Origin of the sequence: Methylobacterium isbiliense (assembly GCF_022179325.1) — a bacterium.
Classification (GTDB): domain Bacteria; phylum Pseudomonadota; class Alphaproteobacteria; order Rhizobiales; family Beijerinckiaceae; genus Methylobacterium; species Methylobacterium isbiliense.
In genome coordinates this window covers 1-24,406 of sequence record NZ_BPQQ01000018.1, presented here as the reverse complement: position 1 = coordinate 24,406, position 24,406 = coordinate 1, and the positions used below count along the sequence as shown (strand labels likewise).

20 protein-coding genes are annotated in these 24,406 nt (G+C 70.5%); 8 read left to right on the top strand and 12 right to left on the bottom strand.

Annotated features, from left to right (window positions below; genetic code table 11):
- The first annotated feature begins 126 nt into the window (after positions 1 to 126).
- From MFF61_RS08140 to MFF61_RS08135, 3 genes are all read left to right on the top strand, one after another.
- Positions 127 to 957, top strand: a complete 831-nt coding sequence (locus MFF61_RS08140; protein ID WP_238234588.1) for an FkbM family methyltransferase — start codon at positions 127 to 129, stop codon at positions 955 to 957.
- A 123-nt stretch (positions 958 to 1,080) separates the two neighbouring features.
- A complete protein-coding gene (locus MFF61_RS34035; protein ID WP_373324654.1) occupies positions 1,081 to 1,551 on the top strand; it encodes a DUF6966 domain-containing protein in 471 nt (156 codons plus the stop codon).
- A complete protein-coding gene (locus tag MFF61_RS08135; protein WP_238234587.1) occupies positions 1,544 to 2,455 on the top strand; it encodes an alpha/beta hydrolase in 912 nt (303 codons plus the stop codon). Before MFF61_RS34035 ends, MFF61_RS08135 begins: the two co-directional genes overlap by 8 nt.
- 372 nt (positions 2,456 to 2,827) lie before the next feature.
- Here MFF61_RS08135 and MFF61_RS08130 read toward each other — a convergent pair whose 3' ends face one another.
- The 5 genes from MFF61_RS08130 to urtA form a co-directional block, all read right to left on the bottom strand.
- The gene (locus MFF61_RS08130) at positions 2,828 to 3,349 is read right to left on the bottom strand and encodes a Ros/MucR family transcriptional regulator (RefSeq protein WP_238234586.1); all 522 of its coding nucleotides are present in this window, start codon (positions 3,347 to 3,349) and stop codon (positions 2,828 to 2,830) included.
- 611 nt (positions 3,350 to 3,960) lie between these two features.
- Positions 3,961 to 4,752, bottom strand: a complete 792-nt coding sequence (gene urtD / locus MFF61_RS08125) for an urea ABC transporter ATP-binding protein UrtD (protein WP_238234585.1) — start codon at positions 4,750 to 4,752, stop codon at positions 3,961 to 3,963.
- Entirely contained in the window at positions 4,749 to 5,906 is a 1,158-nt protein-coding gene (urtC, locus tag MFF61_RS08120; RefSeq protein ID WP_238234584.1) for an urea ABC transporter permease subunit UrtC, read from the bottom strand. The genes urtD and urtC overlap by 4 nt, the downstream gene beginning before the upstream one ends.
- Before the next feature lie 4 nt (positions 5,907 to 5,910).
- Entirely contained in the window at positions 5,911 to 7,509 is a 1,599-nt protein-coding gene (urtB, locus tag MFF61_RS08115; protein ID WP_238234583.1) for an urea ABC transporter permease subunit UrtB, read from the bottom strand.
- A 119-nt stretch (positions 7,510 to 7,628) separates the two neighbouring features.
- Positions 7,629 to 8,915, bottom strand: coding sequence for an urea ABC transporter substrate-binding protein (urtA, locus tag MFF61_RS08110; RefSeq protein WP_238234776.1), 1,287 nt, complete (start codon positions 8,913 to 8,915; stop codon positions 7,629 to 7,631).
- 259 nt (positions 8,916 to 9,174) lie between these two features.
- Between urtA and MFF61_RS08105 the strand changes: the two genes are divergently transcribed.
- Entirely contained in the window at positions 9,175 to 10,839 is a 1,665-nt protein-coding gene (locus MFF61_RS08105; protein WP_238234582.1) for an alpha-amylase family protein, read from the top strand.
- An 18-nt stretch (positions 10,840 to 10,857) separates the two neighbouring features.
- Here MFF61_RS08105 and MFF61_RS08100 read toward each other — a convergent pair whose 3' ends face one another.
- The 5 genes from MFF61_RS08100 to MFF61_RS08080 all read right to left on the bottom strand — a co-directional run bounded on the left by MFF61_RS08100 (position 10,858) and on the right by MFF61_RS08080 (position 15,888).
- Positions 10,858 to 12,522, bottom strand: a complete 1,665-nt coding sequence (locus tag MFF61_RS08100) for a PP2C family protein-serine/threonine phosphatase (RefSeq protein WP_238234581.1) — start codon at positions 12,520 to 12,522, stop codon at positions 10,858 to 10,860.
- The gene (locus MFF61_RS08095) at positions 12,519 to 13,349 is read right to left on the bottom strand and encodes a GGDEF domain-containing protein (RefSeq protein ID WP_238234580.1); all 831 of its coding nucleotides are present in this window, start codon (positions 13,347 to 13,349) and stop codon (positions 12,519 to 12,521) included. The genes MFF61_RS08100 and MFF61_RS08095 overlap by 4 nt, the downstream gene beginning before the upstream one ends.
- Positions 13,346 to 13,735 carry a DUF1987 domain-containing protein gene (locus tag MFF61_RS08090; RefSeq protein WP_238234579.1) on the bottom strand — a complete coding sequence of 130 codons (390 nt, stop codon included), beginning with the start codon at positions 13,733 to 13,735 and terminating at the stop codon, positions 13,346 to 13,348. The genes MFF61_RS08095 and MFF61_RS08090 overlap by 4 nt, the downstream gene beginning before the upstream one ends.
- A 14-nt stretch (positions 13,736 to 13,749) precedes the next feature.
- Entirely contained in the window at positions 13,750 to 14,301 is a 552-nt protein-coding gene (locus MFF61_RS08085) for a SiaB family protein kinase (RefSeq protein ID WP_238234578.1), read from the bottom strand.
- Positions 14,302 to 14,661: 360 nt separating this feature from the next.
- Complete coding sequence (locus tag MFF61_RS08080) at positions 14,662 to 15,888, bottom strand: ABC transporter substrate-binding protein (protein ID WP_238234577.1); 1,227 nt, start codon at positions 15,886 to 15,888, stop codon at positions 14,662 to 14,664.
- A 248-nt stretch (positions 15,889 to 16,136) separates the two neighbouring features.
- On the opposite strand from MFF61_RS08080, the gene secA reads away from it, so the two are divergent.
- The gene (gene secA, locus MFF61_RS08075) at positions 16,137 to 19,013 is read left to right on the top strand and encodes a preprotein translocase subunit SecA (protein WP_238234576.1); all 2,877 of its coding nucleotides are present in this window, start codon (positions 16,137 to 16,139) and stop codon (positions 19,011 to 19,013) included.
- Between the two features lie 81 nt (positions 19,014 to 19,094).
- Here the strand turns inward: secA and MFF61_RS08070 are convergent, their stop codons facing one another.
- Together MFF61_RS08070 and MFF61_RS08065 are read right to left on the bottom strand one after the other, a co-directional pair.
- On the bottom strand, positions 19,095 to 20,219 hold the full coding sequence (locus MFF61_RS08070) for a M20 family metallopeptidase (protein ID WP_238234575.1): 1,125 nt from the start codon (positions 20,217 to 20,219) through the stop codon (positions 19,095 to 19,097).
- 92 nt (positions 20,220 to 20,311) lie between these two features.
- Positions 20,312 to 21,892 carry an SUMF1/EgtB/PvdO family nonheme iron enzyme gene (locus MFF61_RS08065; protein WP_238234574.1) on the bottom strand — a complete coding sequence of 527 codons (1,581 nt, stop codon included), beginning with the start codon at positions 21,890 to 21,892 and terminating at the stop codon, positions 20,312 to 20,314.
- A gap of 239 nt (positions 21,893 to 22,131) precedes the next feature.
- On the opposite strand from MFF61_RS08065, the gene MFF61_RS08060 reads away from it, so the two are divergent.
- The 3 genes from MFF61_RS08060 to MFF61_RS08050 form a co-directional block, all read left to right on the top strand.
- Complete coding sequence (locus tag MFF61_RS08060; protein WP_238234573.1) at positions 22,132 to 23,064, top strand: DUF4399 domain-containing protein; 933 nt, start codon at positions 22,132 to 22,134, stop codon at positions 23,062 to 23,064.
- Positions 23,065 to 23,175: 111 nt separating this feature from the next.
- Positions 23,176 to 23,319: a hypothetical protein gene (locus tag MFF61_RS08055; protein ID WP_238234572.1), complete on the top strand. Its 144-nt coding sequence runs from the start codon at positions 23,176 to 23,178 to the stop codon at positions 23,317 to 23,319.
- A gap of 105 nt (positions 23,320 to 23,424) precedes the next feature.
- The coding region (locus MFF61_RS08050; RefSeq protein WP_238234571.1) for a caspase family protein at positions 23,425 to 24,406 on the top strand (982 nt) is incomplete at its 3' end.

Sequence of the window (24,406 nt, the reverse complement as noted above, 5' to 3'; positions counted from 1 at the left end):
CCGCAGCCGCCGCCGCGCGGCCGCCGCGCCGCCCGGTACGTACTCGCACCGGACTGCCAACCGGACGCGAACGCGTCACGTCAAGGGAGATCGGCCGAGAGACTTAGGCCACAGGGAGAGGCGGGCGTGCGCGCGATCCATCTGGCCCGGAAGGTGACGCGCCGGCTGCAGCACCTGCGCGCCGCCCGGCCGATCGTCGAGGCCATCCGCCGCCGCGGCCGCGGTCACGGCGTGCAGGAGGTGGAGGATTTCGACGGCGACCTGCGCATCGCCCTCGATCTGTCCGAGCACGCGGCGAACGAGATCTTCTGGTTCGGCTACCGGCGGCACGAGGTGGTGCGCTGCCTCGACCGGCTGCTCCAGCCCGGCGACGTCGTGTTCGACGTCGGCGCCCGCTTCGGCGAGATCACCCTCGTGGCGGCCAAACGCGTCGGGCCGGCCGGGGCGGTGTTCGCCTTCGAGGCGCTGGAGACCACCCAGCGCAAGCTCGCCGCCAACGTGGCGGCGAACGGCCTCGACCACGTGCGCCGCATCCCCTTCGCGGCGGACGACCATCCGGGCACCCGGGCGGTGCACGCGGCGGCGGGCCGCTACCTCGACCGGACCCTCGTCGCGGCCGCTCCGGCGCTGATGGCACGGGTCGACCTGACCACCATCGATGCCGTGGCGGCCCATTACCGGCTGGAGCGCCTCGACGGCCTGCGGCTCGACCTGGAGGGGGCAGAACCCGCGGCCTTGCGCGGGGCGGCCGAAACCCTGCGGCGGTTCCGCCCCTGGCTGCTGATCGAGACCGCGCGCGGCCCCGGGACGCCGGCCCCGGATCCCCGCGCCCTCGTCCGCGCGCTCACCGGCTACCGGCTGCACCGGGTGGAGCCGGACGGGCGGGCACAGCCCCTGGCGCCGCAGGAGCCCTGCCCCGGGCAGATCCTGCTGGCGACGCCCGTGGCCACGGCCTAACCAGAGTTGCGCGGGGCAACTCTGCTCGGCTCTTGTCTTTGCATCAATCTCTGTCGCCGAACCGGTGATCACTTCGGCGAATGATGCTTAGATCTGCACGCCATCAGCTTGACCGCAGGACGGATGGCTGAGGGTTGCAAGCCGACCCAGCACCGTTATGCAGGCATGATGTCTCCTCATCCGATGGTCGCCGAGTTGGCAGATGCACTGCGCGAACTCGAAGCGCAGTTGCGCAAGTACGGCGCACCCGATTGGGCGGGGCAAGTGGGCCGATGTGCGGAATTGGGAGAGATGTCCGACGATCGCGGGGTAGAGCGATACCGCGGGCTCGCGGGTGGGATGGGGTCGCTCAACGATCTCATCCTTCACCGCGACGGTGATTGGCTCACGACAGAGAATAATCGGCTTCAAACCTTGCTCTCGCGAACGAGCAGCTTGGCCCGTGCGCTTCGCGAACGGGTGGACAGCGGGCACGCAGTCTGTCGATCCCGGCAAATGACACCGGGCCCCGGGATGCAGCGAAGGCCGAGGCCGAAGTCCGGCGTGCCTCATGTCCCTCAGCGTTCCTCGACCGGACGCAGCAGCGATGAGTGACCCCGGCCTGATCGAGGCAGCCGGTCCGGCCGGGCCGCTCTCAGGCACGGTGGCGGGACCTGCCAACTCCGATGGCCCGGTCGTTCTCATCGTCCCCGGCTCAGGACCGACCGACCGCGACGGCAACAACCCGCTCGGTGTCCGATCATCCTCCTACCGCCTGATCGCGGAGGGACTGGCCGCGCGGGGCATCAGGAGCGTCCGTATCGACAAGAGAGGCCTGTTCGGCAGCGCTCGCGCCATTCCGGACGCCAACGCCGTCACCATCGAGGATTATGCCGCCGACGTCCGAACGTGGGCGGCGGCCATCCGTCAGCGGATGGGGGTTCCGTGCGTGTGGGTCCTGGGTCACAGCGAAGGTGCCTTGGTGGCGCTGGTCGCGGCCCAGCGCTCTGCCGACATCGGCGGGCTGCTGCTGGTTTCGGCACCGGGGCGCAGCCTTGGCGATGTGCTCCGCGAGCAGATCGGGAGCAACCCCGCCAACGCACCGATCCGCGAACGGGCCGAGGCGATCATCGCGCGGCTTGAGGCGGGGCAGCAGGTCGCGCCGGAAGACATCCATCCGGCCTTGCAGCCGCTGTTTCGACCCGAGGTCCAAGGCTTCCTGATCAGCGCCGTCGCGCTCGATCCCGCCCAGCTGATCGCGGCCTATGCGGGCCCGGTGCTGATCCTGCAGGGACTGCGCGATATCCAAGTTGGGCCAGCAGACGCTGAACGTTTACGCGATGCGCGCCCCGACGCCGAGCTGGTGCTCCTTCCGGACGCGAACCATGTCCTGAAGACGGTCGCATCCGACGACCGGGCTGCCAACATCGCAACCTACCAGGATCCGGATAGACCGCTCGCTGCGGGTGTGACGGACACGCTCGCGGCGTTCGTGCAACAGCCGAGGAAGGACCGCTGAGGTGGTGAGCCGACATTCTCCCGTGGCAGCTTGCCGCCTATACGATTGAGCCGCATCGTGGATCGCCGCGGAGACACAGGCTTGCACGTCTTCAAACAGCTGGACGAGGTGAGACACGCGTCGGCGCTCCACCCACGCCGCCGCATAGTCTTGCTGCAACGCGATGATGGGAATTTTGCATTCGCCGAGCAGTACCATTACGTCAGCCGGCACGGGGGAGACATCCTTGCGGAGGGTTGGGCAACGCTGCCGCCAACCGGTATCTACGCCGCAGCCGAGATCGCAGAAGCTGAAGGGCGAGCAGAGATGTCTCGCTGGTCTCGCGACGAGACTTGAGCATGGGCTGGTGTCATGCGGGCGGCTGTTCGCGGCTCACGCGTCGCCCGGCCCCGAGGACGGCTTCTTCCAGTTCATGAGCTGCGCGAGCGGCCCCAGGTCGGGGTCCGCGCCGCCCTCGTCGCCGGATTCCTTGCGCAGCCGGCTGCGCACCAGCGCCCCGCGGGCGATCTTCGCGCGCTTGGCGGCATAGTTCGGGGCGATCATCGGATAGGACGGGTCGAGACCCCACTTCGCCCGATACTGATCGGGGGTGAGCCCGCGGCTGGTCAGGTGACGGCCCAGGGTCTTGTAGGGTTTCCCGTCCTCCAGGCTGATGATGTAGTCGGGCGTGACGGTGTTCTCGACCGACACCCGCGCCGCCGGCCACGCCGGTGCAGGGGCCTCAGACGCATCAACATCCTTCAGCGCGGAATGAACGAGGCGGATCAGCTCCGGCACTTCAGCCACGGATATACTGTTTCGTGAAAGATAGACAGAGACGAGATCTATTGTTTTTTGCGTCAACTCTGTCGTCATGGCGCTTCGTTTCTGTTCGTTCGGCGCGGCGAAGTCCAATATGGAGGACAGGTTGCGACTGTCAACGGCAGGCGGGCCCGCAATTCGTCAGTAAATCACCGCAATTGCGCGGTTCAGCCAGGCCCGAGCAGATTATGCTCACAACTTGAGGCTGCGTCAGCATGCCGCCCGATTCGATCAGCAGCGTCCGGAACCGGCCTCGCTGGACTTTGCCACAGACGTTTGCACCTCTCCGTCACGCCAGTCCGGCGCATACCAACATCTCTCCACCATCCTTGCTCCCGCATGCGAGGCGGAACGCTGGAATACGAGCAAAGGCAGCGGTCAGGCGACGGTCTCGCGACCATACTGACCGGCCTGCGGGCGGGTTGTCCAGCAACGCGAAAGGATGAGGGAGCGCGCCGGCGGAGATTCCTGCGGGGCAGCCTGCCTGTCCGCCTGGGGCTGCCTCGCGGCGCGCCGGGTTCACTCTGGGGGATGTTGGTTTTGGTTGCGACGTCGACGCGATGCGCCCGGCACCGATCGCCGGAGGGGGCATGACCGGTCCGGCTCCCTCCGCCCGCGACCGCGACGCGGATTCGCGTTGATCGCGCTCGTCTGTCCCGGGACCGAGGGTCCCCGCCACGGTCGTCGCGGTGGGGCGCGCCGACTCAGCGGCCGAGATAGACCTCGACCACCCGCGGATCGGCGGAGACGGCGTCGATCGATCCCTCCGCCAGCACCGCGCCCTCGTGCAGGCAGGTGACGCGGCAGCCGAGCGCGCGCACGAAATGCATGTCGTGCTCGACCACGATCACCGCGTGATCGCGGGCGATGCCGCGCAGCAGCGTCGCCGTCGCCTCGGTCTCGGCGTCGGTCATGCCGGCGACGGGCTCGTCCACAAGGAGGAGCTTGGGATCCTGCGCCAGCAGCATGCCGATCTCCAGCCATTGCTTCTGGCCGTGCGACAGGTCGGCGGCGGGGCGCGCCCGGTGGGCGAGGAGCCCGGTCGTGCTCAGGATCGCGTCGATGCGCTCGGCATGCCGCCGGTTGCGCCAGCCGAACAGCGAAGCGGCGGCCTCCCGCGGCCCCTTCAGGGCGAGCAGGATGTTGTCGGCCACGGTATGGCTCTCGAACACGGTCGGCTTCTGGAACTTGCGGCCGATGCCGAGCTGCGCGATCGCCGCCTCGTCCATCCGGGTGAGGTCGTGCAGGCCGTCGAAGACCACCTCGCCCGAATCGGGCCGGGTCTTGCCGGTGATGCAGTCCATCATCGTGGTCTTGCCGGCCCCGTTCGGCCCGATGATCGCCCGCATCTCGCCGGGCATCAGGGTGAGCGACAGGCCGCGCAGGGCGCGGTAGCCGTCGAACGTGACCCGGATGTCGTCGACGTAGAGGAGCGCGTTGGTGAGGCGGCGGTCCTGAGGAACCGGGGCCTGCGCGGCGGTGGCGGCGGCGCTCACGATCCGCGCCCCTCCTCGGCGAGCTTGGGGGCGATCTCGCCGGGGGCCGGCCCCGGCAGGGCCGCCCTGGCGCGCCGGCCGCCGACCGCCTCGACCAGCGTGCCGACGATGCCGCGGGGCAGGAACAGCGTGACCACGACGAAGAGCGCCCCGAGCATGAACAGCCACGCGTCCGGCATCGCCCCGGTGAGCAGGGTCTTGGCGTAGTTGACGAGCACGCCGCCCAGCGCCGCGCCCACCAGCGTGCCGCGCCCGCCGACCGCCACCCAGATCACCGCCTCGATGGAGTTGGCCGGGGTGAACTCGGAGGGGTTGATGATGCCGACCTGCGGCACGTAGAGGGCGCCGGCCACCCCCGCCATCATCGCCGAGACCGTGAAGGCCAGGACCTTGAAGTGGTCGGTGCGGTAGCCGAGGAAGCGGGTGCGCGATTCCGCGTCGCGGATGGCGATCAGGACCTTGCCGTAGGCCGAGGTCGTCATGGCGCGGGCGACGAGGTAGGCCAGCGCCAGCGCCAGGGCGGTGAGCACGAACAGCGTCACGCGCGTGCCCTGCGCCTGCACCGGGAAGCCCAGGATGTCCTTGAAGTCGGTGAGCCCGTTGTTGCCGCCCAGCCCCATGTCGTTGCGGAAGAAGGCGAGCATCAGCGCGAAGGTCATCGCCTGGGTGATGATCGAGAGGTAGACCCCCGTCACCCGCGAGCGGAAGGCGAGCCAGCCGAACACGAAGGCGAGCAGCCCCGGCACGAGCAGCACCATCAGGGCCGCGAAGGGAAACCAGTCGAAGCCGTGCCAGTACCAGGGCAGTTCCTTGTAGTTCAGGAAGACCATGAAGTCGGGGAGCACCGGGTGGCCGTAGACGCCGCGCGGGCCGATCTGGCGCATCAGGTACATGCCCATGGCATAGCCGCCGAGGGCGAAGAAGGCGCCGTGGCCGAGCGAGAGGATGCCGCAATAGCCCCAGACGAGGTCGAGGCTGAGCGCCAGCATGGCGTAGGCGAGGTACTTGCCCATCAGCGAGACCGCATAGGTCGGCACGTGCAGGGCGGAATCCGGCGGGGTGAGGAGGTTCAGGATCGGGACCGCCACCGCGAAGGCGGCGAGGACGCCCAGGAAGATCCAGCCCTTGCGGTCGATGAGGCCGTCATACGTCATGGGATCAGGCCTCCACCGCGCGGCCCTTGAGCGCGAACAGGCCGCGCGGGCGCTTCTGGATGAACAGCACGATGAAGACGAGGAGCAGGATCTTGCCCAGGACCGCGCCCGCGAAGGGTTCGAGGAACTTGTTGGCGACGCCGAGGGTCAGGGCCGCGACCAGCGTGCCCCAGAGATTGCCGACACCGCCGAACACCACAACGAGGAACGAGTCGATGATGTAGCTCTGGCCGAGATTCGGCGAGACGTTGTCGATCTGGGAGAGCGCCACCCCGGCGATGCCGGCGATGCCGGAGCCGAGCCCGAACGTGAAGGCGTCGACCCACGGGGTGCGGATGCCCATCGCGGCGGCCATGCGCCGGTTCTGCGTCACCGCCCGGGTCTTGAGGCCGAAGGAGGTGGCCTTGAGGATCAGGTTGAGGCCGACGAAGACCGCCAGCGCGAACAGCACGATCCAGAGCCGGCCCCAGGTGATCGAGAGACCGAACACGTCCACGGCGCCCGCCATGTAGGAGGGCGCGCCGACCTCGCGGTTGGTGGGGCCGAACAGCGAGCGCACGGCCTGCTGCAGGATGAGGCTGACGCCCCAGGTGGCGAGCAGCGTCTCCAGGGGCCGGCCGTAGAGGTGGCGGATGATGCCGCGCTCGATCAGGATGCCGACGCCGCCCGCGACCACGAAGGCGAGCGGGATGGCGATCGGCAGCGACCAGTCGAACAGGCCCGGCATCCGCTGGCGGATCACCTCCTGCACCAGGAAGGTGGTGTAGGCGCCGAGCATCACCATCTCGCCATGCGCCATGTTGATGACGCCCATGACCCCGAAGGTGATGGCGAGCCCGATGGCGGCAAGCAGCAGCACCGAGCCGAGCGAGATCCCGTACCAGGCGTTCTGGAGGTTCGCCACGATGGCGAGCCGGGTCTCGACGCTGGCGATCGCCCGCGCCGCGCCCTCGCGCACGCCCGGGGAGGCGTCGCCGGAGAGGCCGCGCAGGATCGCCAGCGCATCCCCGTCGCCGCGCCCCTGCAGCACCGCGACCGCGCCGATGCGGGCGGCCTCGGGGGCGTCGGACTTGGCCAGGAGGGCGGCGGCGCGGGCCTCCTCCATCGCGCGCTTCACGCCCGGATCGGTCTCGCGGGCGAGCGCCGCGTCGAGGGCCGGAAGCGCGGCGGCGTCGCGGGCCTTGAACACCGCGTCGGCCGCGGCCCGGCGCAGGCCCGGGCTCGGCGCCACGAGGTTGAGGCTGCCCTGCGCGGCATCGATCGCCCGGCGCACGCGGTTGTTGACCCGGACCGGCTTGAAGCCGTCCGCGCCCGGCAGGGCCGCGCCGGTGCGGGCCTCCGTCAGGCCGGCGGCGCCCTGGATCGCCAGGGTCTTGTCGTCGGGGCGGTAGAGCAGCTTGCCGTCCGCCAGCGCCTTGAGCACCGCGCCGGCCTTCGGGTCGCCGCTCAGGGCGAGCGCCGCGATGCCCCCCTCGATGTCCGAATAGCTGTCGCTCGCCAGCTTCGCGTAGGCGGCATCGGCCGGAGACTGGGCCCGTGCCGGCTGAAGGCCGGCCGCGCAGAGGGCCGCGAGGGCGAGGAGAAGGGTGAGCCAGCGGCGCATCCGGGGGGTATCCGGTTCGGGGTGAAGGTCCGCGCCTCCGGGAGGAGGCGCGGGCAGCGCGGGATCCCCTCTCCCGTGCGGGAGAGGGGGTTCCTCCGCTCATGCGGGAGCGGTGCGCCTCACGCCCCGCCGCACTTCTTCGTCTTGGTATTGTAGTTGCCGCAGTTGAGCTTGACCCAGTCGGCCTCGAGGTCCTTGGAGCCGTCGAGTTCCTTCGACCACGCGTCGCCGGGCACGAGCCCGTCGGTCTTCCACACCACGTCGAACTGGCCGTCGCCCTTGATCTCGCCGATGAAGACCGGCTTGGTGATGTGGTGGTTGGGCAGCATCTCGGAGGTGCCGCCGGTCAGGTTGGCCTGCTTGGTGCCGGGCAGGGCCGCGATGACCTTGTCGGGATCGACCGTGCCGGCCTTCTCGACCGCCTTCACCCACATGTTGAAGCCGATGTAGTGGGCCTCCATCGGGTCGTTCGTCACCCGCTTCGGGTTCTTGGTGAACTCCCTCCACTTGGCGATGAACGCCTTGTTGTCGGGCGTGTCGACCGACTGGAAGTAGTTCCAGGCCGCGAGGTGGCCGAGCAGCGGCTTGGTGTCGATGCCGGCCAGTTCCTCCTCGCCGACCGAGAACGCCACCACCGGGATGTCGGTCGCCTTGATGCCCTGGTTCGCCAGCTCCTTGTAGAACGGCACGTTGGCGTCGCCGTTGATGGTCGAGACCACCGCGGTCTTCTTGCCGGCCGAGCCGAAGCTCTTGATCGCCGCGACCCGGGTCTGCCAGTCGGACTGGCCGAAGGGCGTGTAGTTGATCGAGATGTCCTCGGGCTTCACGCCCTTCGCCTTGAGGTAGGCTTCGAGGATCTTGTTGGTCGTGCGCGGGTAGACGTAGTCGGTGCCCTCCAGCACCCAGCGCTCGACCTTCTCCTCCTTCATCAGGTAGTCGACGGCCGGAATCGCCTGCTGGTTCGGCGCCGCGCCGGTGTAGAACACGTTGCGCTCGCTCTCCTCGCCCTCGTACTGGACAGGGTAGAACAGGATCGAGTTCAGCTCCTTGAACACCGGCAGCACGGACTTGCGCGACACGCTGGTCCAGCAGCCGAACACCGCCGAGACCTTGTCCTTTGCGATCAGCTCGCGCGCCTTCTCGGCGAAGAGCGGCCAGTTGGAGGCCGGATCGACCACCACCGCCTCGAGCTTCTTGCCGAGCACGCCGCCCTTCTTGTTCTGCTCATCGATGAGCATGAGCATGACGTCCTTGAGCGTGGTCTCGGAGATCGCCATCGTGCCCGACAGGGAGTGCAGGATGCCGACCTTGATCGTCTCCTGCGCGGACACAGCGGTCGCCGCGAGGGCGCCCATCGCCACGCCGCCCGCGACCGTCGCGCGCGCCAGCCAAGCCTTCCAGGACATCGTCATGATTTCCATTCCCCGACCTGTTCTTGCGGTCGCGGACGCACCGGCAAGCGATGTGCCAGTTGGCGCGCCGGAGGGAAGCTTTGCCGAAATCGCGCGCAGGCGATGGAAACCAGGGCATCCCCGCGCGCCCGCCGCCGAAACCTGCCTCTTTCGCAGGCAATCAGCCTCATTCAAGGGCGGCAGCGGCCACGCGGCTACGCTGCCGGCTCTCCGGCCCTAGCTTCCAGGCCGGGCGGGCGCGGCGCGAGGGCGCATGATCGACGATCTCTGGTACAAGAACGCGGTGATCTACTGCCTGTCGGTGGGCACCTTCATGGATGCCAACGGCGACGGGATCGGGGACTTCGAGGGGCTGGAGCGGCGTCTCGACTACCTGCAGGGGCTCGGGGTCACGGCGATCTGGCTGATGCCGTTCCAGCCCTCGCCCCAGCGCGACCACGGCTACGACATCACGGACCATTACGGGGTCGACCCGCGCTACGGCACGCTCGGAGATTTCGTGGCCTTCACGCACGCGGCCAAGCAGCGGGGCCTCAAGGTGCTGATCGACCTCGTGGTCAATCACACCTCCGACCAGCATCCGTGGTTCCGCTCCGCGCGCGCCGACCCGGACTCGCCCTACCGCGACTGGTACGTCTGGTCGAAGACGAAGCCGCCCGGTGCCGACGAGGGCATGGTCTTTCCCGGCGTGCAGACCACCACCTGGACCTACGACAAGACCGCGCGGGCCTACTACTTCCACCGCTTCTACGAGTTCCAGCCCGATCTCAACACCGCCAACCCGCGGGTGATGGCGGAGATCCTGAAGATCATGGGGTTCTGGATCCAGCTCGGGGTCTCGGGCTTCCGCATGGATGCGGTGCCGTTCGTGATCGCCCGGAAGGGGCCGGAGGCCGCGGGCAAGCCGGTGGAGCAGTTCGACATGCTGCGCCGGTTCCGCGAGTTCCTGCAGTGGCGCTGCGGCGACGCGATCATCCTGGCCGAGGCCAACGTGCTGCCCGAGCAGGATCTCGACTATTTCGGCGACGATGCCGACCGCATGCACATGATGTTCAACTTCCAGGTCAACCAAGCGGTGTTCCTGGCGCTCGCCACCGGGCGGGCGGAGGCGGTCGCGGCGGCGCTGGCCCGCACGCGCGAGCGTCCGGCCTCCGCGCAATGGGCGCAGTTCCTGCGCAACCACGACGAACTCGATCTCGGGCGCCTCTCGCCCAAGGACCGCAAGGCGGTCTTCGCCGCCTTCGCGCCGGCTCCCGAGATGCAGATCTACGGGCGCGGCATCCGCCGCCGCCTGCCGACGATGCTGGGCGGCGACCGCCGCCGGCTCGAACTCGCCTACAGCCTGATGTTCACCCTGCCGGGCACCCCGGTGCTGCGCTACGGCGACGAGATCGGCATGGGCGACGACCTCTCGCTGCCCGAGCGCGAGAGCTGCCGCACGCCGATGCAATGGTCGGACGAGCCGCAGGGCGGGTTCACCAAGAGCGCGCGCCCGACCGCGCCGCCGATCGGCACCGGCGCCTACGGCTACGCGCACGTCAACGCCGCGGTCCAGCGCCAGGACCCGAACTCGTTCCTCAACTGGCTGGAGCGCATCGTGCGGATGCGCAAGGAGGTGCCGGAGATCGGCTGGGGCGACTTCGCGGTGATCGAGACCGGCGCCGAGAGCGTGCTCGGCCTGCGCTACGACTGGCGCAACAACGCGGTTCTGTGCCTGCACAACTTCGCCGCCGAGCCGCTGGAGATCGGCTTCGCCACCGGGATCGGGGAGGATGGCGGGCTGCTCATCGACCTGCTCACCGGCGAGCGCAGCCGGGCCGACGAGGCCGGGCGGTACCGGGTGCTGCTGGAGGGCTACGGCTACCGCTGGTACCGGGTGGGCGGGCTCGACTACCTGCTCCGGCGCAGCGAGCTGTGAGGCCCCCTCCCCTGCCGGTCAGGGAAGCCGGAAGGCGACGAGGGTCATGTCGTCCCGCCGCGGCTCGGCCCCGCGATAGGCGGCGAGACCGGCCTCCAGGGCCGCGACCTGCTCGGGCAGCGGCCGGTCCGCCGTGGCGGCGAGGCGGTCCGCGACGGCGCGATGGCCGAGCAGGCGCGGGGGCTCGCCGGGCGCGGCGGCGCCCATCTGGTCGGTGATGCCGTCGGTCATCAGGTAGAAGGTCGTGCCCGGCGCGAGCGTCACGACGGTGTCGGTCTCGGGGAGCGCCTCGCGGCCGGTGCGCGGGTAGCCGAGGCCGCGGCGCCCGCCGCGCAGCCGCTCGATGCCGTCCGCGCCGACCCGCGTCAGCGACAGGCCCGCCCCGGCGAAGCGCAGGGTGCGGCTCGCCGGATCGACGACGCAGATGCCGCAATCGAGCCCGTCGTCGGATTCCGCCCCGCGCCCGTCCTGGCGCAGCTGCGCGCGCACCATCGCGTCGAGCCCGGCCAGGATCGCGGCGGGCGAGCGCAGGCCGCGCTCGTGCAGCAGCCTGTCGAGGGCGGTGGCCACGATCAGGGTGAGGAACGCGCCCGGCACCCCGTGCCCGGTGCAATCCGCCACCACGATCACGCCCTGCCCGTCGATCGCCTCCAGCCAGAAATAATCGCCGCCGACGAGGTGGAGCGGCTCCCACAGGATCGCGACGTCGAGCCCGCTGCCGGCGAGTGCGGCCCGGTCCGGCAGCACCGAGGCCTGGATGCGGCGCGCATAGGCGATGCTCTCGATCACCTGCCGGTTGGCGTGTTCCAGCTTGGCGTGGGCGGCCTCCAGCTCCAGCAGCAGCTGCTTGGCCTCGTCGCCGCTGCGCAGGCCCTCCACCATGCGGTTGAAGGCGGAGGAGATCGCGTCGATCTCGTTGCTCGGCCGGGCGTCGCCGCCGAGGTCCACCGTCACCCAGCGCTTGTGCTCGACCTCGCGCATGGCGCCGAGCAGGCGGTTGAGGGGCCCGAGCACGTGGCGGCGCACGGTGGTGCGCAGGGTCAGCACGAAGGCGAGCATCAGGACGAGGCTGGTGCCGAGCGCGAGCAGCGCCTGCTTCTCGGCGTTGCCGCGCAGCGCCTCCGCCGAGAGGACGAGCGAGAGGCTGCCCGCGCGCTCCTCGCCCGGTACTGCCAGGTCGGCGGCGACCTGCAGCAGGTCGAAGGCGCGCTTGCCCGGTGCCTCCCCGGCGCTCGCGACGAGCCGGCCCTCGGCGTCGCGCAGGGCGGCGTAGCGGAAGGCCGGGTCGAGGGCGAGCGCCTGCAGCGCCGTGCGGGCCCGCTCCGGCGCCGCACTCCAGCCCGGCTGGGCGAGGTTCGCGGCGGTGATCCCGGCGAGGAGCGCGCCGCGCTCGCCGTAGAGGCGGAACTCGTCGGCGTAGTTCACGCAGGCGATGCCGATCTGCGTGGCGAGGACCACCGCGGCGATGACCGGGTAGATGCGCAGGAACAGCGTGTGGGCGAGGCCGTCGAGGTTGCGCCCGCGCGCCGCCCCCCGCAGCGCCCCCGGGCGCATGATGCCCTCGACTGCCTCGGCACCTGCCGGCTCGGTGAAGCCGAGCTTGCCCAGGATCTCGCCGCCGCGCAGCGGCCCGGCGCCGCGCAGGGAGCCGCCGCGGCGGGGCTGCGCCTCGGCGGGGGTCACGCCGCCTCCTCGCCGCGCACGCAGTTGCGGCCCGCGGCCTTGGCCGCGTAGAGCGCCGCATCGGCGCGGCGCAGGAGGTCGGCGAGGGCGTCCTCGGGCCGCAGGGCGGCAAGTCCGATGCTGACCGTGATCGAGAGAGGCCCAGGCCCGGTGGAGACCGGCACGGCGGCGACCGACTGTCGCAGCCGCTCGGCGAGCGCCAGCCCCCCTGCGCGATCGGTGTCGGCGAGCAGGATGGCGAATTCCTCGCCCCCCATGCGGCCGATCGCGTCGAGCGAGCGCAGGTGGCCGCGGCAGATGCCGACGAAGGCCACGAGCGCCGCATCGCCGGCCTCGTGGCCGAAGCCGTCGTTGATCATCTTGAAGCGGTCGAGGTCGAGCATCAGCAAGCAGGCCGGGATGCGGCCGCGCTGGCTGCGCAGGGTCTCGCGCTCGCCGATCTCCATGAAGCGGCGGCGCGTCAGCGCCCCGGTGAGGTGGTCGGTGTCGGCGAGGCGGCGCAGCTCGGCCTCCAGCCGGATGCGCTGCTCGATCTCGCCGGACAGCGCGTCGTTGAGCGCCTGCAACTCCCGCTGCTGCTCGCCCAGCCGCGTGTTGGCGCGCTGCAGGTCGCCCTGCATGCGGTCGCTCAGGCGCACGAGCCGCCGCTGCTCGCGATAGCCGCGGCGGTAGGCGCCCGCGAGTTCCCGCACCCCCTCGGCGACCTCGGCGAGGCGCGACAGCATCACCTCCGTCCGCCCGAGGATCGCCTCCTCGGTGTCGAACAGGCTGAAGCCGTCTCCGGCGGCCTGCGACAGTTCGGTGACGCTGGCCTTGCGCGCGGTCACGCCCTCGCCTCCCTGACCATCTCGAAGCGGGCGTGATCGAAATCGGCCGCGAAGTCCTCGCCGGCCTCCTCGATCGTGTCGTCGCCGTCCGCGTAGACCCAGCGGATCGTCACCGGACGGCCCTCCGCCGCAGCGTCCTCCAGCGGCATGAACAGGTTCATCAGCGCCTTGGCGCTCGACGAGTTGAAGTAGGCGAGGCCGACCTCGAACACGATCGGCCTCGGGTCAGAGGCGCTGAGGAAGCTGCGCAGCGACTGCAGCAGCGGTCCGTAGAAGGCGGCGGCGTCCTCCGGGTAGGATTCGCCGCGCATCGAGAGGCTGCCGGACGCGAAGTCGAAATCGACCCGGGGCGAGCGGTCGGTGGGCGGGAGTTGGATGCGATCCATCGTGGCGCCCCGTCTCAGATGTAGGCCTTGAGGCAGAACAGGCTGAGATCGTCGCCGATCTCCTGAAAATCGTACTCGACCGGGGCGCTGGAGCGCCGGGCGATCTCGATCAGGCCGATGCTGCCCCCGAGGCTGCCTTCGTCCGGCGGCTGGCGCAGCTTTTCGCGGTAGGTGCGCCGCAGTTCCTCGGCGGAGAGCCCGGCGAGATGGTCGAGCCGGGCACGCAGGGCCGGCACCTCGGCGTGGCTGACCTCATTGCCGCAGACGACGAAGAAGCGTCCGCCGTCGGCTCCGACCGCGATCATTCCGGCGCTCACGCGGGGCGGGGGCATGTCCGCGGCGGTCAGCTTGCGGGCCGAGTAGCGGATGATGTTCTGGGCCTGCTCGACGAAGATCGAGAACACCCGCTTGGCCACGGTGGCGTCGGTCTCCGCCTGCTGCATGCGCAGCTTCAGCACCTCGCCGAGCGACACCATCACGTTGTCGGACAGGTCGCCACCGAACGAGAGGATCACGCCGTTGCGCTTCGAGGCCTCGTGGAAGGAGCGGAAGTCGTGCGCGAGCAAGGACGCCTCCTCACCGGGCAGCCCTTTGCCGGCAGCCGGCCCGCATCGCCGAAAGACGATGTCTCTCCTACCACCGCGAATCTCAACGAAACCTTACGGGACCACCGCAGAGGCAGGAGAGGACATCCGTCGGCTGCAACGATGCGGTCGCATCGGGCCAATTTTCAGGCAGACTGCACAGTAAATACACTTGCGGAGTACTGAAGCACGGACCGGAGGGGCAGGGCCGGCGACCCCCGCCCCGGACACGAATGCGCGGCCCGAGCCGCGCGCGTGTCCGCGGCCCGGGCCGCGCGTATCCGCGGTCCGGCGGGGCTGCCGATCAGGTGAAGGCCTGAGCCTCCTCGGCTTCCGGCCGCCTCACTGCGTCAGCGGGCAGCCGCTGTCCTTGGCCGACAGGAACGCCTTGTCGCCCGGGATCGTGGCGAGGTGCTTGTAGTAGTCCCACGGCCCCTTCGATTCGGCCGGCGACTTCACCTGGAACAGGTACATCTCGTGGACCATGCGGCCGTTGGCCTGCACCTTGCCGCCGCGGCCGAAGAAGTCGTCCACCGGCAGTTCGCGCATCTTCCTGGCCACCGCCTCGGTCTCGTCGGTGCCGGCCGCCTGCACGGCCTTGAGGTAGTGCGTCACCGAGGAGTAGGTGCCGGCCTGGATCATGCTCGGCATGCGGCCGAAGCGGGCCATGTAGCGCTTGGCGAAGGCGCGGTTCTGGTCGTCGAGGTCCCAGTAGAAGCCCTCGGTCAGCACGATGCCCTGCGCGGCCTTGAGGCCGATGCCATGCACCTCGGCCAGGGTGAAGAGCAGGGCCGCGAGGCGCTGGCCGCCCTGGACGATGCCGAACTCGGCCGCCTGCTTGATCGAGTTCGAGGTATCGAGGCCCGCATTGGCGAGCCCGATGATCTTGGCGCCCGAGCCCTGCGCCTGGAGCAGGAACGACGAGAAGTCCTGCGCGCTCAAGGGGTGGCGCACGCCCCCCAGCACCTTGCCGCCCTTGGCCTGCACGAACTTGCTGGTGTCGTTCTGCAGCGCGGTGCCGAAGGCGTAGTCGGCGGTGAGGAAGAACCACGTGTCGCCGCCGTTCTCGACGAGCGAGCCGCCGGTGCCGACCGCGAGCGCGTGGGTGTCGTAGGCCCAGTGGAAGCCGTAGGGGGTGCATTGCTTGCCGGTGAGGTCGGTGGTGGCCGCCCCGTCGACGATGGTGATCTTCTTCTTCTCGCGCGACAGCCCCTGCACGGCGAGCGCCACCGAGGAGGTGGTCAGCTCCATGATCGAGTCGACCTTGTCGGTGTCGTACCATTGCCGGGCGATGTTGGAGGCGATGTCCGGCTTGTTCTGGTGGTCGGCATCGACGACCTGGACGGGCACGCCCAGGACCTTGCCGCCGAAATCCTCCACCGCCATCCGGGCCGCCTCGACCGAGCCGCGGCCGCCGAAATCGGCGTAGACGCCCGACTGGTCGTTGAGGATGCCGATCTTGACGACGCCGTCGGAGGCGCCGGACTGGGCCTGGGCGGCGGGCAGGGCCGCGAGCAGGCCGGCGGCGAGCGCGGTCGTGCGGGCAAGCGCCCGGGCCAGATTCCTCATCGCGTGTCACTCCCCGGTGGGCGGTCGCCTGCCGCCGCTGCTCTTGATCGGTCCGCACTTATGTCGCAGGAGCGAGGCGAATCAAGCGCCCGGCCGGGCGTGCTCCGTACGCCTTTCGCAGCATGCCACTGGGTCAACGGACCGCCCGGCTGGACCGCAGTGCCATTCTGGTGCGCGCGGGCCTATATGGCTCTATAACGCGCGCCGTCGCGCGCACTCCAGACTGTACGATCGATCGCAGGTTCACGATGCTCGGTGCCATCGCCAAAAAGATTTTCGGGTCGTCGAACGACCGCCGGGTGAAGGGCTACCGGCCCCGGGTCCAAGCCATCAACGCGCTTGAGCCCGAGATGGAGGCGCTCAGCGACGAGGCCCTGCGCGCCCGCACCGACGCGCTCAAGGCGGACCTCGCCGCCGGCAAGTCGCTCGACGACATCCTGATCCCGGCCTTCGCCACCGTGCGCGAGGCGGCCAAGCGCGTGCTCGGGCAGCGCCACTTCGACGTGCAGCTCATCGGCGGCATGGTGCTGCACGAGGGCGGCATTGCCGAGATGAAGACCGGCGAGGGCAAGACGCTGGTCGCCACGCTCGCCACCTACCTCAATGCGCTCGCCGGCAACGGCGTGCACGTCGTCACGGTCAACGACTATCTCGCGCGGCGCGACGCGGAGTGGATGGGCCGGGTCTACCGCTTCCTCGGCCTCTCGGTCGGCGTCATCGTCCACGGGCTCGACGACGGCGAGCGCAAGGAGGCGTATGCCTGCGACATCACGTACGGCACGAACAACGAATACGGCTTCGACTACCTGCGCGACAACATGAAGTACGAGCTGAACCAGATGGTTCAGCGCGGCCACGCCTTCGCGATCGTGGACGAGGTCGACTCGATCCTGGTCGACGAGGCGCGCACGCCCCTGATCATCTCGGGGCCGATCGATGACCGCTCCGACCTCTACGTCGCCATCGACGCCCTGATGCCGCGGCTCGCGCGCGAGGATTACGACCTCGACGAGAAGCAGCGCACGGTCTCGCTCACCGAGAGCGGCAACGAGCACATCGAGGACCTGCTGCGCGAGGCGGGCGTGCTGAAGGAGGGCGACCTCTACGACGCCCACAACATCACCCTCGTCCACCACGTGAACCAGGCGCTGCGCGCCCACACCCTGTTCACGCGCGACAAGGACTACATCGTCCGCAACGACGAGGTGGTGATCATCGACGAGTTCACCGGCCGCATGATGCCGGGCCGGCGCTACTCGGAGGGGCTGCACCAGGCGCTGGAGGCCAAGGAGCGGGTCACGATCCAGCCCGAGAACCAGACGCTCGCCTCCATCACCTTCCAGAACTACTTCCGCCTCTACAAGAAGCTCGCCGGCATGACCGGCACCGCCTCGACCGAGGCCGACGAGTTCCAGGAGATCTACAACCTCGGCGTGGTCGAGATCCCGACCAACAAGCCGGTCGAGCGCGTGGACGAGGACGACGAGGTCTACCGCACCGTCGAGGAGAAGTACGCGGCGATCATCACCGAGATCGACAAGGCGCATGCCCGCCACCAGCCGGTGCTGGTCGGCACCGGCTCGATCGAGCGCTCCGAGCACCTCGCGGCGCTGCTCGTCAAGCACGGCTACAAGCCGCTGGACTACAGCAACGCCTCGGCGATGGAGGAGGTCTACGCGGCGGCGCGCGAAGGCCGGGTGACCCGGAAGTTCGCGGTGCTGAACGCCCGCTTCCACGAGCAGGAAGCCTACATCGTGGCCCAGGCCGGCGTGCCCGGCGCCATCACCATCGCGACGAACATGGCCGGCCGCGGCACCGACATCAAGCTCGGCGGCAACGTCGAGATGCGCGTCGAGCAGGAGCTCGCCGGGATGCCCGAAGGGGCCGAGCGCGAGGCCCGCGTCGCGGCGATCAAGGCCGAGATCGAGGTGAACCGCGCCAAGGTGCTGTCGTCCGGCGAGGCGGCGGACCCCGAGGCGGGCCGCAAGACCGCGCTCCCGGGCGGCCTCTACATCGTCGGCACCGAGCGCAACGAGAGCCGGCGCATCGACAACCAGCTGCGCGGCCGCTCGGGCCGCCAGGGCGATCCCGGCCGCTCGAAGTTCTACCTCTCGCTTCAGGACGACCTGATGCGGATCTTCGGCTCCGACCGCATGGACGGCATGCTGCAGAAGCTCGGGCTGGAGCAGGGCGAGGCGATCATCCATCCCTGGATCAACAAGGCCATCGCCAAGGCGCAGCAGAAGGTCGAAGCGCGCAACTTCGACATGCGCAAGAACGTGCTGAAGTACGACAACGTCATGAACGACCAGCGCAAGGTGGTGTTCGAGCAGCGCCGGGACTTCATGGCCCAGGAGAGCGTGCGCGAGACCGTCGACGAGATGCGCCACGGGGTGGTGGACGACGTCGTGGCGCGGCATATTCCCGAGGACGCCTATCCCGAGCAGTGGGACATCGCCGGCCTGCGCGAGAGCGTGACGACCCAGCTCAATCTCGACGTGCCCGTCGAGGAGTGGGCCAAGGAGGAGGGGATCGCCGACGAGGAGATCCGCGAGCGCCTGCGCAAGGCCGCCGACGAGTCCTACGCGGAGCGCGTCGCGCGCAACGGGCCCGAGCTGATGGCCTATGTGGAGAAGCAGGTGCTGCTCCAGAGCCTCGACCATCTCTGGCGCGAGCACCTCGTCACCCTCGACCACCTGCGGCAGGTGATCGGCTGGCGCGGCATCGCCCAGCGCGACCCGCTCAACGAGTACAAGTCCGAGGCGTTCGAGCTGTTCAACGGCCTGATCGGCGCGCTGCGCGAGCAGGTGACGGGCCAGCTGCTGCGCATCGAGATCATGATGCAGGAGCCCGAGGCGCCGACTCTGCCGCCGATGTTCGCCCAGCACCTCGACCCGGTCACGGGCGAGAACGAGTTCGCGCTGCCGGACGGCAGCGGCAGCTTCGGCGGGGGCGGCGGGGCTCTGGGCTTCGCGGCCGAGGGGCTCAGCGCCGACGGCGCCGTGCTGGAGCGCGACCCGAGCAATGCCGCCACCTGGGGCCGGGTCGGCCGCAACGAGCCCTGCCCCTGCGGCTCGGGCAAGAAGTACAAGCACTGCCACGGCCGCTACGCCGGGGAGGCGTAGCATCCCCGATCCCGTGCGGGATCGGGGATCCCGTGCGGGAGAAGGGCTCCCCGCGTCGTGTGCGGCGAAGCCGGCAGCGTCCTACGGCAGCGTCTCCAGCAGCCGCTGCATCAGCCGGCGGCGGGGCGCGATGGAGGAGATCAGGGCGTATTCGTGCAGGGTATGCGCCCCGTCCCCGTCGATGCCGAGGCCGTCGAGCGTCGGGATGCCGAGCGCGGCCGTGAAATTGCCGTCCGAGCCGCCCCCGGTGAGCGGCACCTCGCCGAGATCGAGGCCGAGTTCCGCCGCGGCGAGCGCGCGGGCCCGGGCGTAGAGGCGGCCGATCGCCTCCGTGCGGCCGTAGGGCGGGCGGTTCATGCCGCCCGTGACGGTGACGGCGAAGTCCGCAGCGCCCTTAAGGCCGAGGATCCGGTCCGCACAGGCGCTCCCCTCCGCCTCGGTCACGACGCGCAGGTCGACGCTGAAACGGCAATGCTGCGGCACCACGTTCTCGGCGGTGCCGCCCGCGATCAGCCCCACCGTCGTGGTGATGCCCCGCGGGTAGTCCGTCATGCCCTCGACCTCGAGGATCAGGCGGGCCGCCTCCCGGATGGCGTTGCGGCCGTCCGCGTGGCGGCTGCCGGCATGGGCCGGGCGTCCCTCCACGTGCACGTCGAAGCGCCCGACGCCCTTGCGGCCGGTCACGACCTTGCCGCCCTCGCGCGCGGGCTCGGTCACCAGCACGGCGGCGGCCCCGCGCCCGAGATCCTCGATCAGCCCGCGGGTGGTCGGCGACCCGATCTCCTCGTCGCTCGTGAACAGGAAGGTGAGCGGCCGGCGCGCCGCCCCGCCCCGTGCGGCGGCCAGGAACGCCTGCAGGGCGAGCCACGCGCCCCCCTTCATGTCGTACACGCCCGGGCCGTAGAGGCGGTCGTCCTCGACGCGCACGGGCAGGTCGCGCTCAAGCGTGCCGAGGGGATGCACCGTGTCGAGATGCGACAGGACGAGGAGCGCGGGCGCGTCCGTCCGCGGCCCCGCCCGCAGGATCAGGCTGTCGCCGAGCCCGTCCCGGCCGGCGATCCGCTCCTGCGCGATCCCGGCGCCCTCGGCCTCCGCGGCGACGAGGTCCATCATCCGGTTCACGCCCGCCGCATCGGTGGTCGGGCTCTCCACCGCAAGCCAGCGCGAGAGGGCGGCGACGGCCTCGGTATCGGAAGGGCTTGGCATAAGGGGCTCCAGGGCAGGGACGACAGGCGCCTTCGCCCATCCACGTCTTGCGCCGGCACCGCAACGGGGCGCCGCGCAGGGGCCGCCTGCGCTCAGGGCAGGTCCCGCACCACCCGGAACCCGTTGGCGTAGTAGCGGATGTCGCGGTCGTAGCGGAAGCGGGCGCCCGAGCGGACGGCGGCGGCCCGGCCCGTGAAGGAGCCGCCGCGCAGGACCCGCAGCTGGCACTGGCCCGCGCGCCAGGGCGCGCCGTCCGCGGGCGCGCCGCGATAGGTCGGGTTCCAGCAATCCTCGACCCATTCCGCGGCGTTGCCGGCGGTGTCGTAGAGCCCGAAGCCGTTCGGCCGGAAGGAGCCGACGGGCAGCGTGCGGCGCGGCGGGGCGGGCGAGCAATCCTCGCAATTCGCCCGGCCGTTCCCGGCCGCGGCCCCCCACCAGAACGGCGTGGTGGAGCCGGCGCGGGCGGCGTATTCCCACTCGGCCTCGCTCGGCAGCCGGTAGGTCTGGCGCGTCTGGGCGGACAGCCAGCGCAGGAAGGCCTGCACCTCGTCGTAGCTCACGTCGATCACCGGGCGGTCGCCGCGGCCGAAGCCGTGATCGTCGATGTCGGCCTTGCAGGCGCCGGCGGCCGCGCAGGCGTCCCACTGCGCGAAGGTGACCTCGTGCCGGCCGATGGCGAAGGGCCGCCGGATCGCCACCCGATGGGCGGGCTTCTCGAACTCCGCCTCGCCCACCATCGTGAAGTCGCCCGGCGGCACCACGACAAGTTCGGGGCAGGTGCCGCAATCCTGGAAGGTCTCGCCGGGCCGCGGCGTTCCGCCGGCGGGCGCCTCGGCGACCGGCGCCGGAGCGGGCGCGGGTGGCGGCGGTGCCGCGGGCGCGGGCGCGGGCCGCGGGCGGATGCCGGGCGCCGCGAAGACGAAGTCTTCGAGGAGGGACGAGGAGACGAAGGGCACCCGCTTGGCGCCGGTGGCCCGGGCCACTGCCATGCGGGTGCGCGCGAAGGCCTGCTCGGCGCTGAGGTCCGGCGTCGCGATCTGGCGGATCAGCTCGCGCACGAACAGGCTGCCGTCGTCGCCCTCCTCCGGCGGCCGGTCGAGGGCCGTGCTGAACATCACCAGCATCCCGTCGCGCAGCTCCGGCGCGGCGAGCCCCTCCGGCAAGGCGCGGAACCGCTCCTCGAACGGGTTGCGGCGCGCCGCCTCGATGATCGCGATGGTGGCGGAGGCACCGCGGCGCGCGATCTCCCCCAGGACGCCGTCGAGATCCACGCCCTCCTGGCGCACCTGCGCCTCCGAGGTGATCGTGCTTCCCACCGGCACGAGGAAGGTCTGCTGGCCGGCCCGGATCGCGTAGCCGTTGAAGAACAGCACCACCGCGGCGCCGCGGCCGATCCGGTCCGTGAAGGCGTCGATGCGCTGGCGCATCTGCGCCCGGCCGAGATTCGTCGCGAGGTCGGTCTCGAAGCCGAGCCGGGCCAGCTCATCCGCGAGCAGACGGGCGGTGCGGTTGGTGCCGAGCGGATCGGCGCCGCCGGGGGCGTAGGCCGAGTTGCTGAGGAGCAGCGCGAGGCGCGGCCCCTGATCGACCACCACCGCCCGTGTCTGCTGCGCCAGGGCCGGGCCGAGGCAGATCAGGACGGCGAGCGCCCAGGCGGCGAGCCGACAAGCCATTCCGGGTCCGTGCTGCCTCATTCTCGGTTCGCACCCGGCACGTCGCGATGTCGACTTCTACCCGCAACACAGCGAACTACGGAACAGGCGAAGTTCCCAGGCGAAAACGCGGAGTGCGGCATCCTGTCGCACCATTCATTAGTGGTAGACTATTATATACCACAAAAACTTTCGATCTCTGCTTCAGAGACGATCGAAGATCTGGTGGGATCCGGAGCTCGTCGCGAGGGGAGAGGCCTATGACTTCGATCAGGCACGCATCCGCCCTGCTGCTCTGCTGCGTGGCCCTCTCCCTGCACGTCCGACCCGCCCAAGCCCAGACCGCCCAAGCCCAGACCGCCCAAGCCCAGACCGCGCCGGCTCAGGACGCGGCCCGCAGCGGACCGTCCTCGGCGCCTCAGGGCGCGGCGGTCTACTTCGTGGACCTGAAGGACGGCGCCGTCATCCCGTCCAAGTCGACGATCCGCTTCGGCCTGCGCGGCATGGGCGTGGCGCCCGCGGGCGTGCAGCGCGACAATGCCGGTCACCATCATCTCCTGATCGACACGCCGCTTCCGCCGCTCTCCGAGCCGATCCCGAACGACTTCAACCACCTGCATTTCGGCGCCGGGCAGACCGAGACGGAGCTGACCCTGCCGCCGGGCGAGCACACGCTGCAACTGCTGCTCGCGGACCACAAGCACATCCCGCACGCGCCGCCGATCGCCTCCGAGCGCATCCGGGTCACGGTGCGGGACAGCGAGGCGCCGGTGGCCGCGCGGGGCGGGCCGGTGCGGCGCCAGCCCTCGCCGAAGGGCGCCAAGGTCTACATCGTCAGTCCGGCGAACGGCACCACCGTCACGCGCAACCCGCTCATCCGCTTCGGCCTGATCAACATGGGCGTGGCGCCGGCAGGCATCGCCAAGGCCAATACGGGTCACCACCACATCCTGGTCGACACCCCCCTGCCCTCCTTCGACCGGCCGATCCCGAACGACTTCAACCACCTGCATTTCGGCGCCGGGCAGACGGAGGCGCGGATCACGCTCTCGCCCGGGCCGCACACGCTGCAGCTCCTGTTCGCCGACGAGCACCACGTCGTGCACGACCCGCCGGTCTACTCGAAGCCCATCCGGGTGTTCGTCACGGCCTCGGGCCGCCCGCCGCGCGCGGCCCGCGCGCCCCGGCGCTGAGGGCCGGCCCATGCGCGTTCGTCTCCTGCGTGCCGATTCCCTGCGTGCTTTGGAGCACATCCCCCCGCCGACGGAGATGAGATCGTCCCGGTCGAACCTGAGGAGGCGTCGATGACCCTCACGATCTTCGATCCCCGCACCGGCACGCAGGTGAAGGTGTGGTTTCCGGATACGCCCAGGGAGCCCCAGCCGACCCCCGCGCGGGTGATCCCGCATCCCGGGGCGGCGGGCCGGCGCAAGGCCGCGTTCGGCTGACGATCAGCGACCGCCGCGACCACCGGGTGTAGGCTGCTCCGGCCGCGGCGTGCGACCGGGTGCCCTCCGCGGGTGCGGAGAGGCCGCGCGAGGCGGAGGCGGGTGATGGCCGTGAGGCTGGCCAGGTGGGCAATCGGATGGCTGCTGGTGCTGGCGGGCTGCCTCCCGCTCGCCGCGGGGGCGCTCGCAGCCGAGCGGCGCGTCGCCCTCGTCATCGGCAACGGCGACTACCGGACGGTCCCAACCCTGGCCAATCCGGGCCGGGATGCCGCGGCGGTGGCCGCGATGCTGCGGGGCGCCGGCTTCGACGCGGTCGAGCTGCGCCAGGATCTCGGCAACCTCGACCTCAAGCGCGCGCTGCGCGACTTCATGCAGACCGCGCGCGACGCCGACATCGCGCTCGTGTATTTCGCCGGCCACGGCATCGAGGTCTCGGGGGTCAACTACCTCCTCCCGGTCGACGCGCGGCTGAAGAGCGACTTCGACGCCGAGGACGAGGGCCTGTCGCTCGACCGGGTGGTGCGCGCCATCGAGCCCGCCCGGCGCCTGCGCGTCGTCATCCTGGATGCCTGCCGCAACAACCCGTTCCAGAACCGGATGCAGCGCACGGTGAGCGTGCGCGCCGCGGGCGCGGGCCTCGCCAAGGTCGAGCCGGCCGTGAGCGACACCCTGGTGGCCTATGCGGCCCGGGCGGGCTCTGTGGCGGAGGACGGCAGCGGCGAGCACAGCCCCTTCACGGCGGCCCTCCTGAAGCACCTGACCGTGCCCGGCCTCGACATCCGGGTGGCCTTCGGGCGGGTGCGCGACGAGGTGATGCGCGCGACGAACGGCAAGCAGGAGCCGTTCGTCTACGGGTCGCTCGGCGGCGCGACCGCAGCCCTGGTGCCCGATCCCGGCGGCCAGGATGCGGCCGACCCGGCGGGCCGGCTCGTGCGTGAGACCCGGCGCGACTACGAGTTCGCCGAGCGGGTCGGGACCAAGGAAGCCTGGGGCTCGTTCCTGGCGGCGCATCCGGCCGGGTTCTACGCCGACCTCGCCCGGGCGCAGCTTAGCAAGCTCACCGTCGGCGCCGGGGGCGAGGCGCCCG

What these genes read in the sequence shown, in the direction of transcription:
- MFF61_RS08105 (WP_238234582.1), top strand. Translation starts at nt 9,175, where the DNA reads ATGATCGACGATCTCTGGTACAAGAACGCGGTGATCTACTGCCTGTCG.
- MFF61_RS08135 (WP_238234587.1), top strand. Translation starts at nt 1,544, where the DNA reads ATGAGTGACCCCGGCCTGATCGAGGCAGCCGGTCCGGCCGGGCCGCTC.
- MFF61_RS08055 (WP_238234572.1), top strand. Translation starts at nt 23,176, where the DNA reads ATGACCCTCACGATCTTCGATCCCCGCACCGGCACGCAGGTGAAGGTG.
- MFF61_RS08090 (WP_238234579.1), bottom strand. Translation starts at nt 13,735, where the DNA reads ATGGATCGCATCCAACTCCCGCCCACCGACCGCTCGCCCCGGGTCGAT.
- secA (WP_238234576.1), top strand. Translation starts at nt 16,137, where the DNA reads ATGCTCGGTGCCATCGCCAAAAAGATTTTCGGGTCGTCGAACGACCGC.
- urtA (WP_238234776.1), bottom strand. Translation starts at nt 8,915, where the DNA reads ATGTCCTGGAAGGCTTGGCTGGCGCGCGCGACGGTCGCGGGCGGCGTG.
- urtC (WP_238234584.1), bottom strand. Translation starts at nt 5,906, where the DNA reads ATGACGTATGACGGCCTCATCGACCGCAAGGGCTGGATCTTCCTGGGC.
- urtB (WP_238234583.1), bottom strand. Translation starts at nt 7,509, where the DNA reads ATGCGCCGCTGGCTCACCCTTCTCCTCGCCCTCGCGGCCCTCTGCGCG.
- MFF61_RS08060 (WP_238234573.1), top strand. Translation starts at nt 22,132, where the DNA reads ATGACTTCGATCAGGCACGCATCCGCCCTGCTGCTCTGCTGCGTGGCC.
- MFF61_RS34035 (WP_373324654.1), top strand. Translation starts at nt 1,081, where the DNA reads ATGGCTGAGGGTTGCAAGCCGACCCAGCACCGTTATGCAGGCATGATG.
- MFF61_RS08065 (WP_238234574.1), bottom strand. Translation starts at nt 21,892, where the DNA reads ATGGCTTGTCGGCTCGCCGCCTGGGCGCTCGCCGTCCTGATCTGCCTC.
- MFF61_RS08070 (WP_238234575.1), bottom strand. Translation starts at nt 20,219, where the DNA reads ATGCCAAGCCCTTCCGATACCGAGGCCGTCGCCGCCCTCTCGCGCTGG.
- MFF61_RS08080 (WP_238234577.1), bottom strand. Translation starts at nt 15,888, where the DNA reads ATGAGGAATCTGGCCCGGGCGCTTGCCCGCACGACCGCGCTCGCCGCC.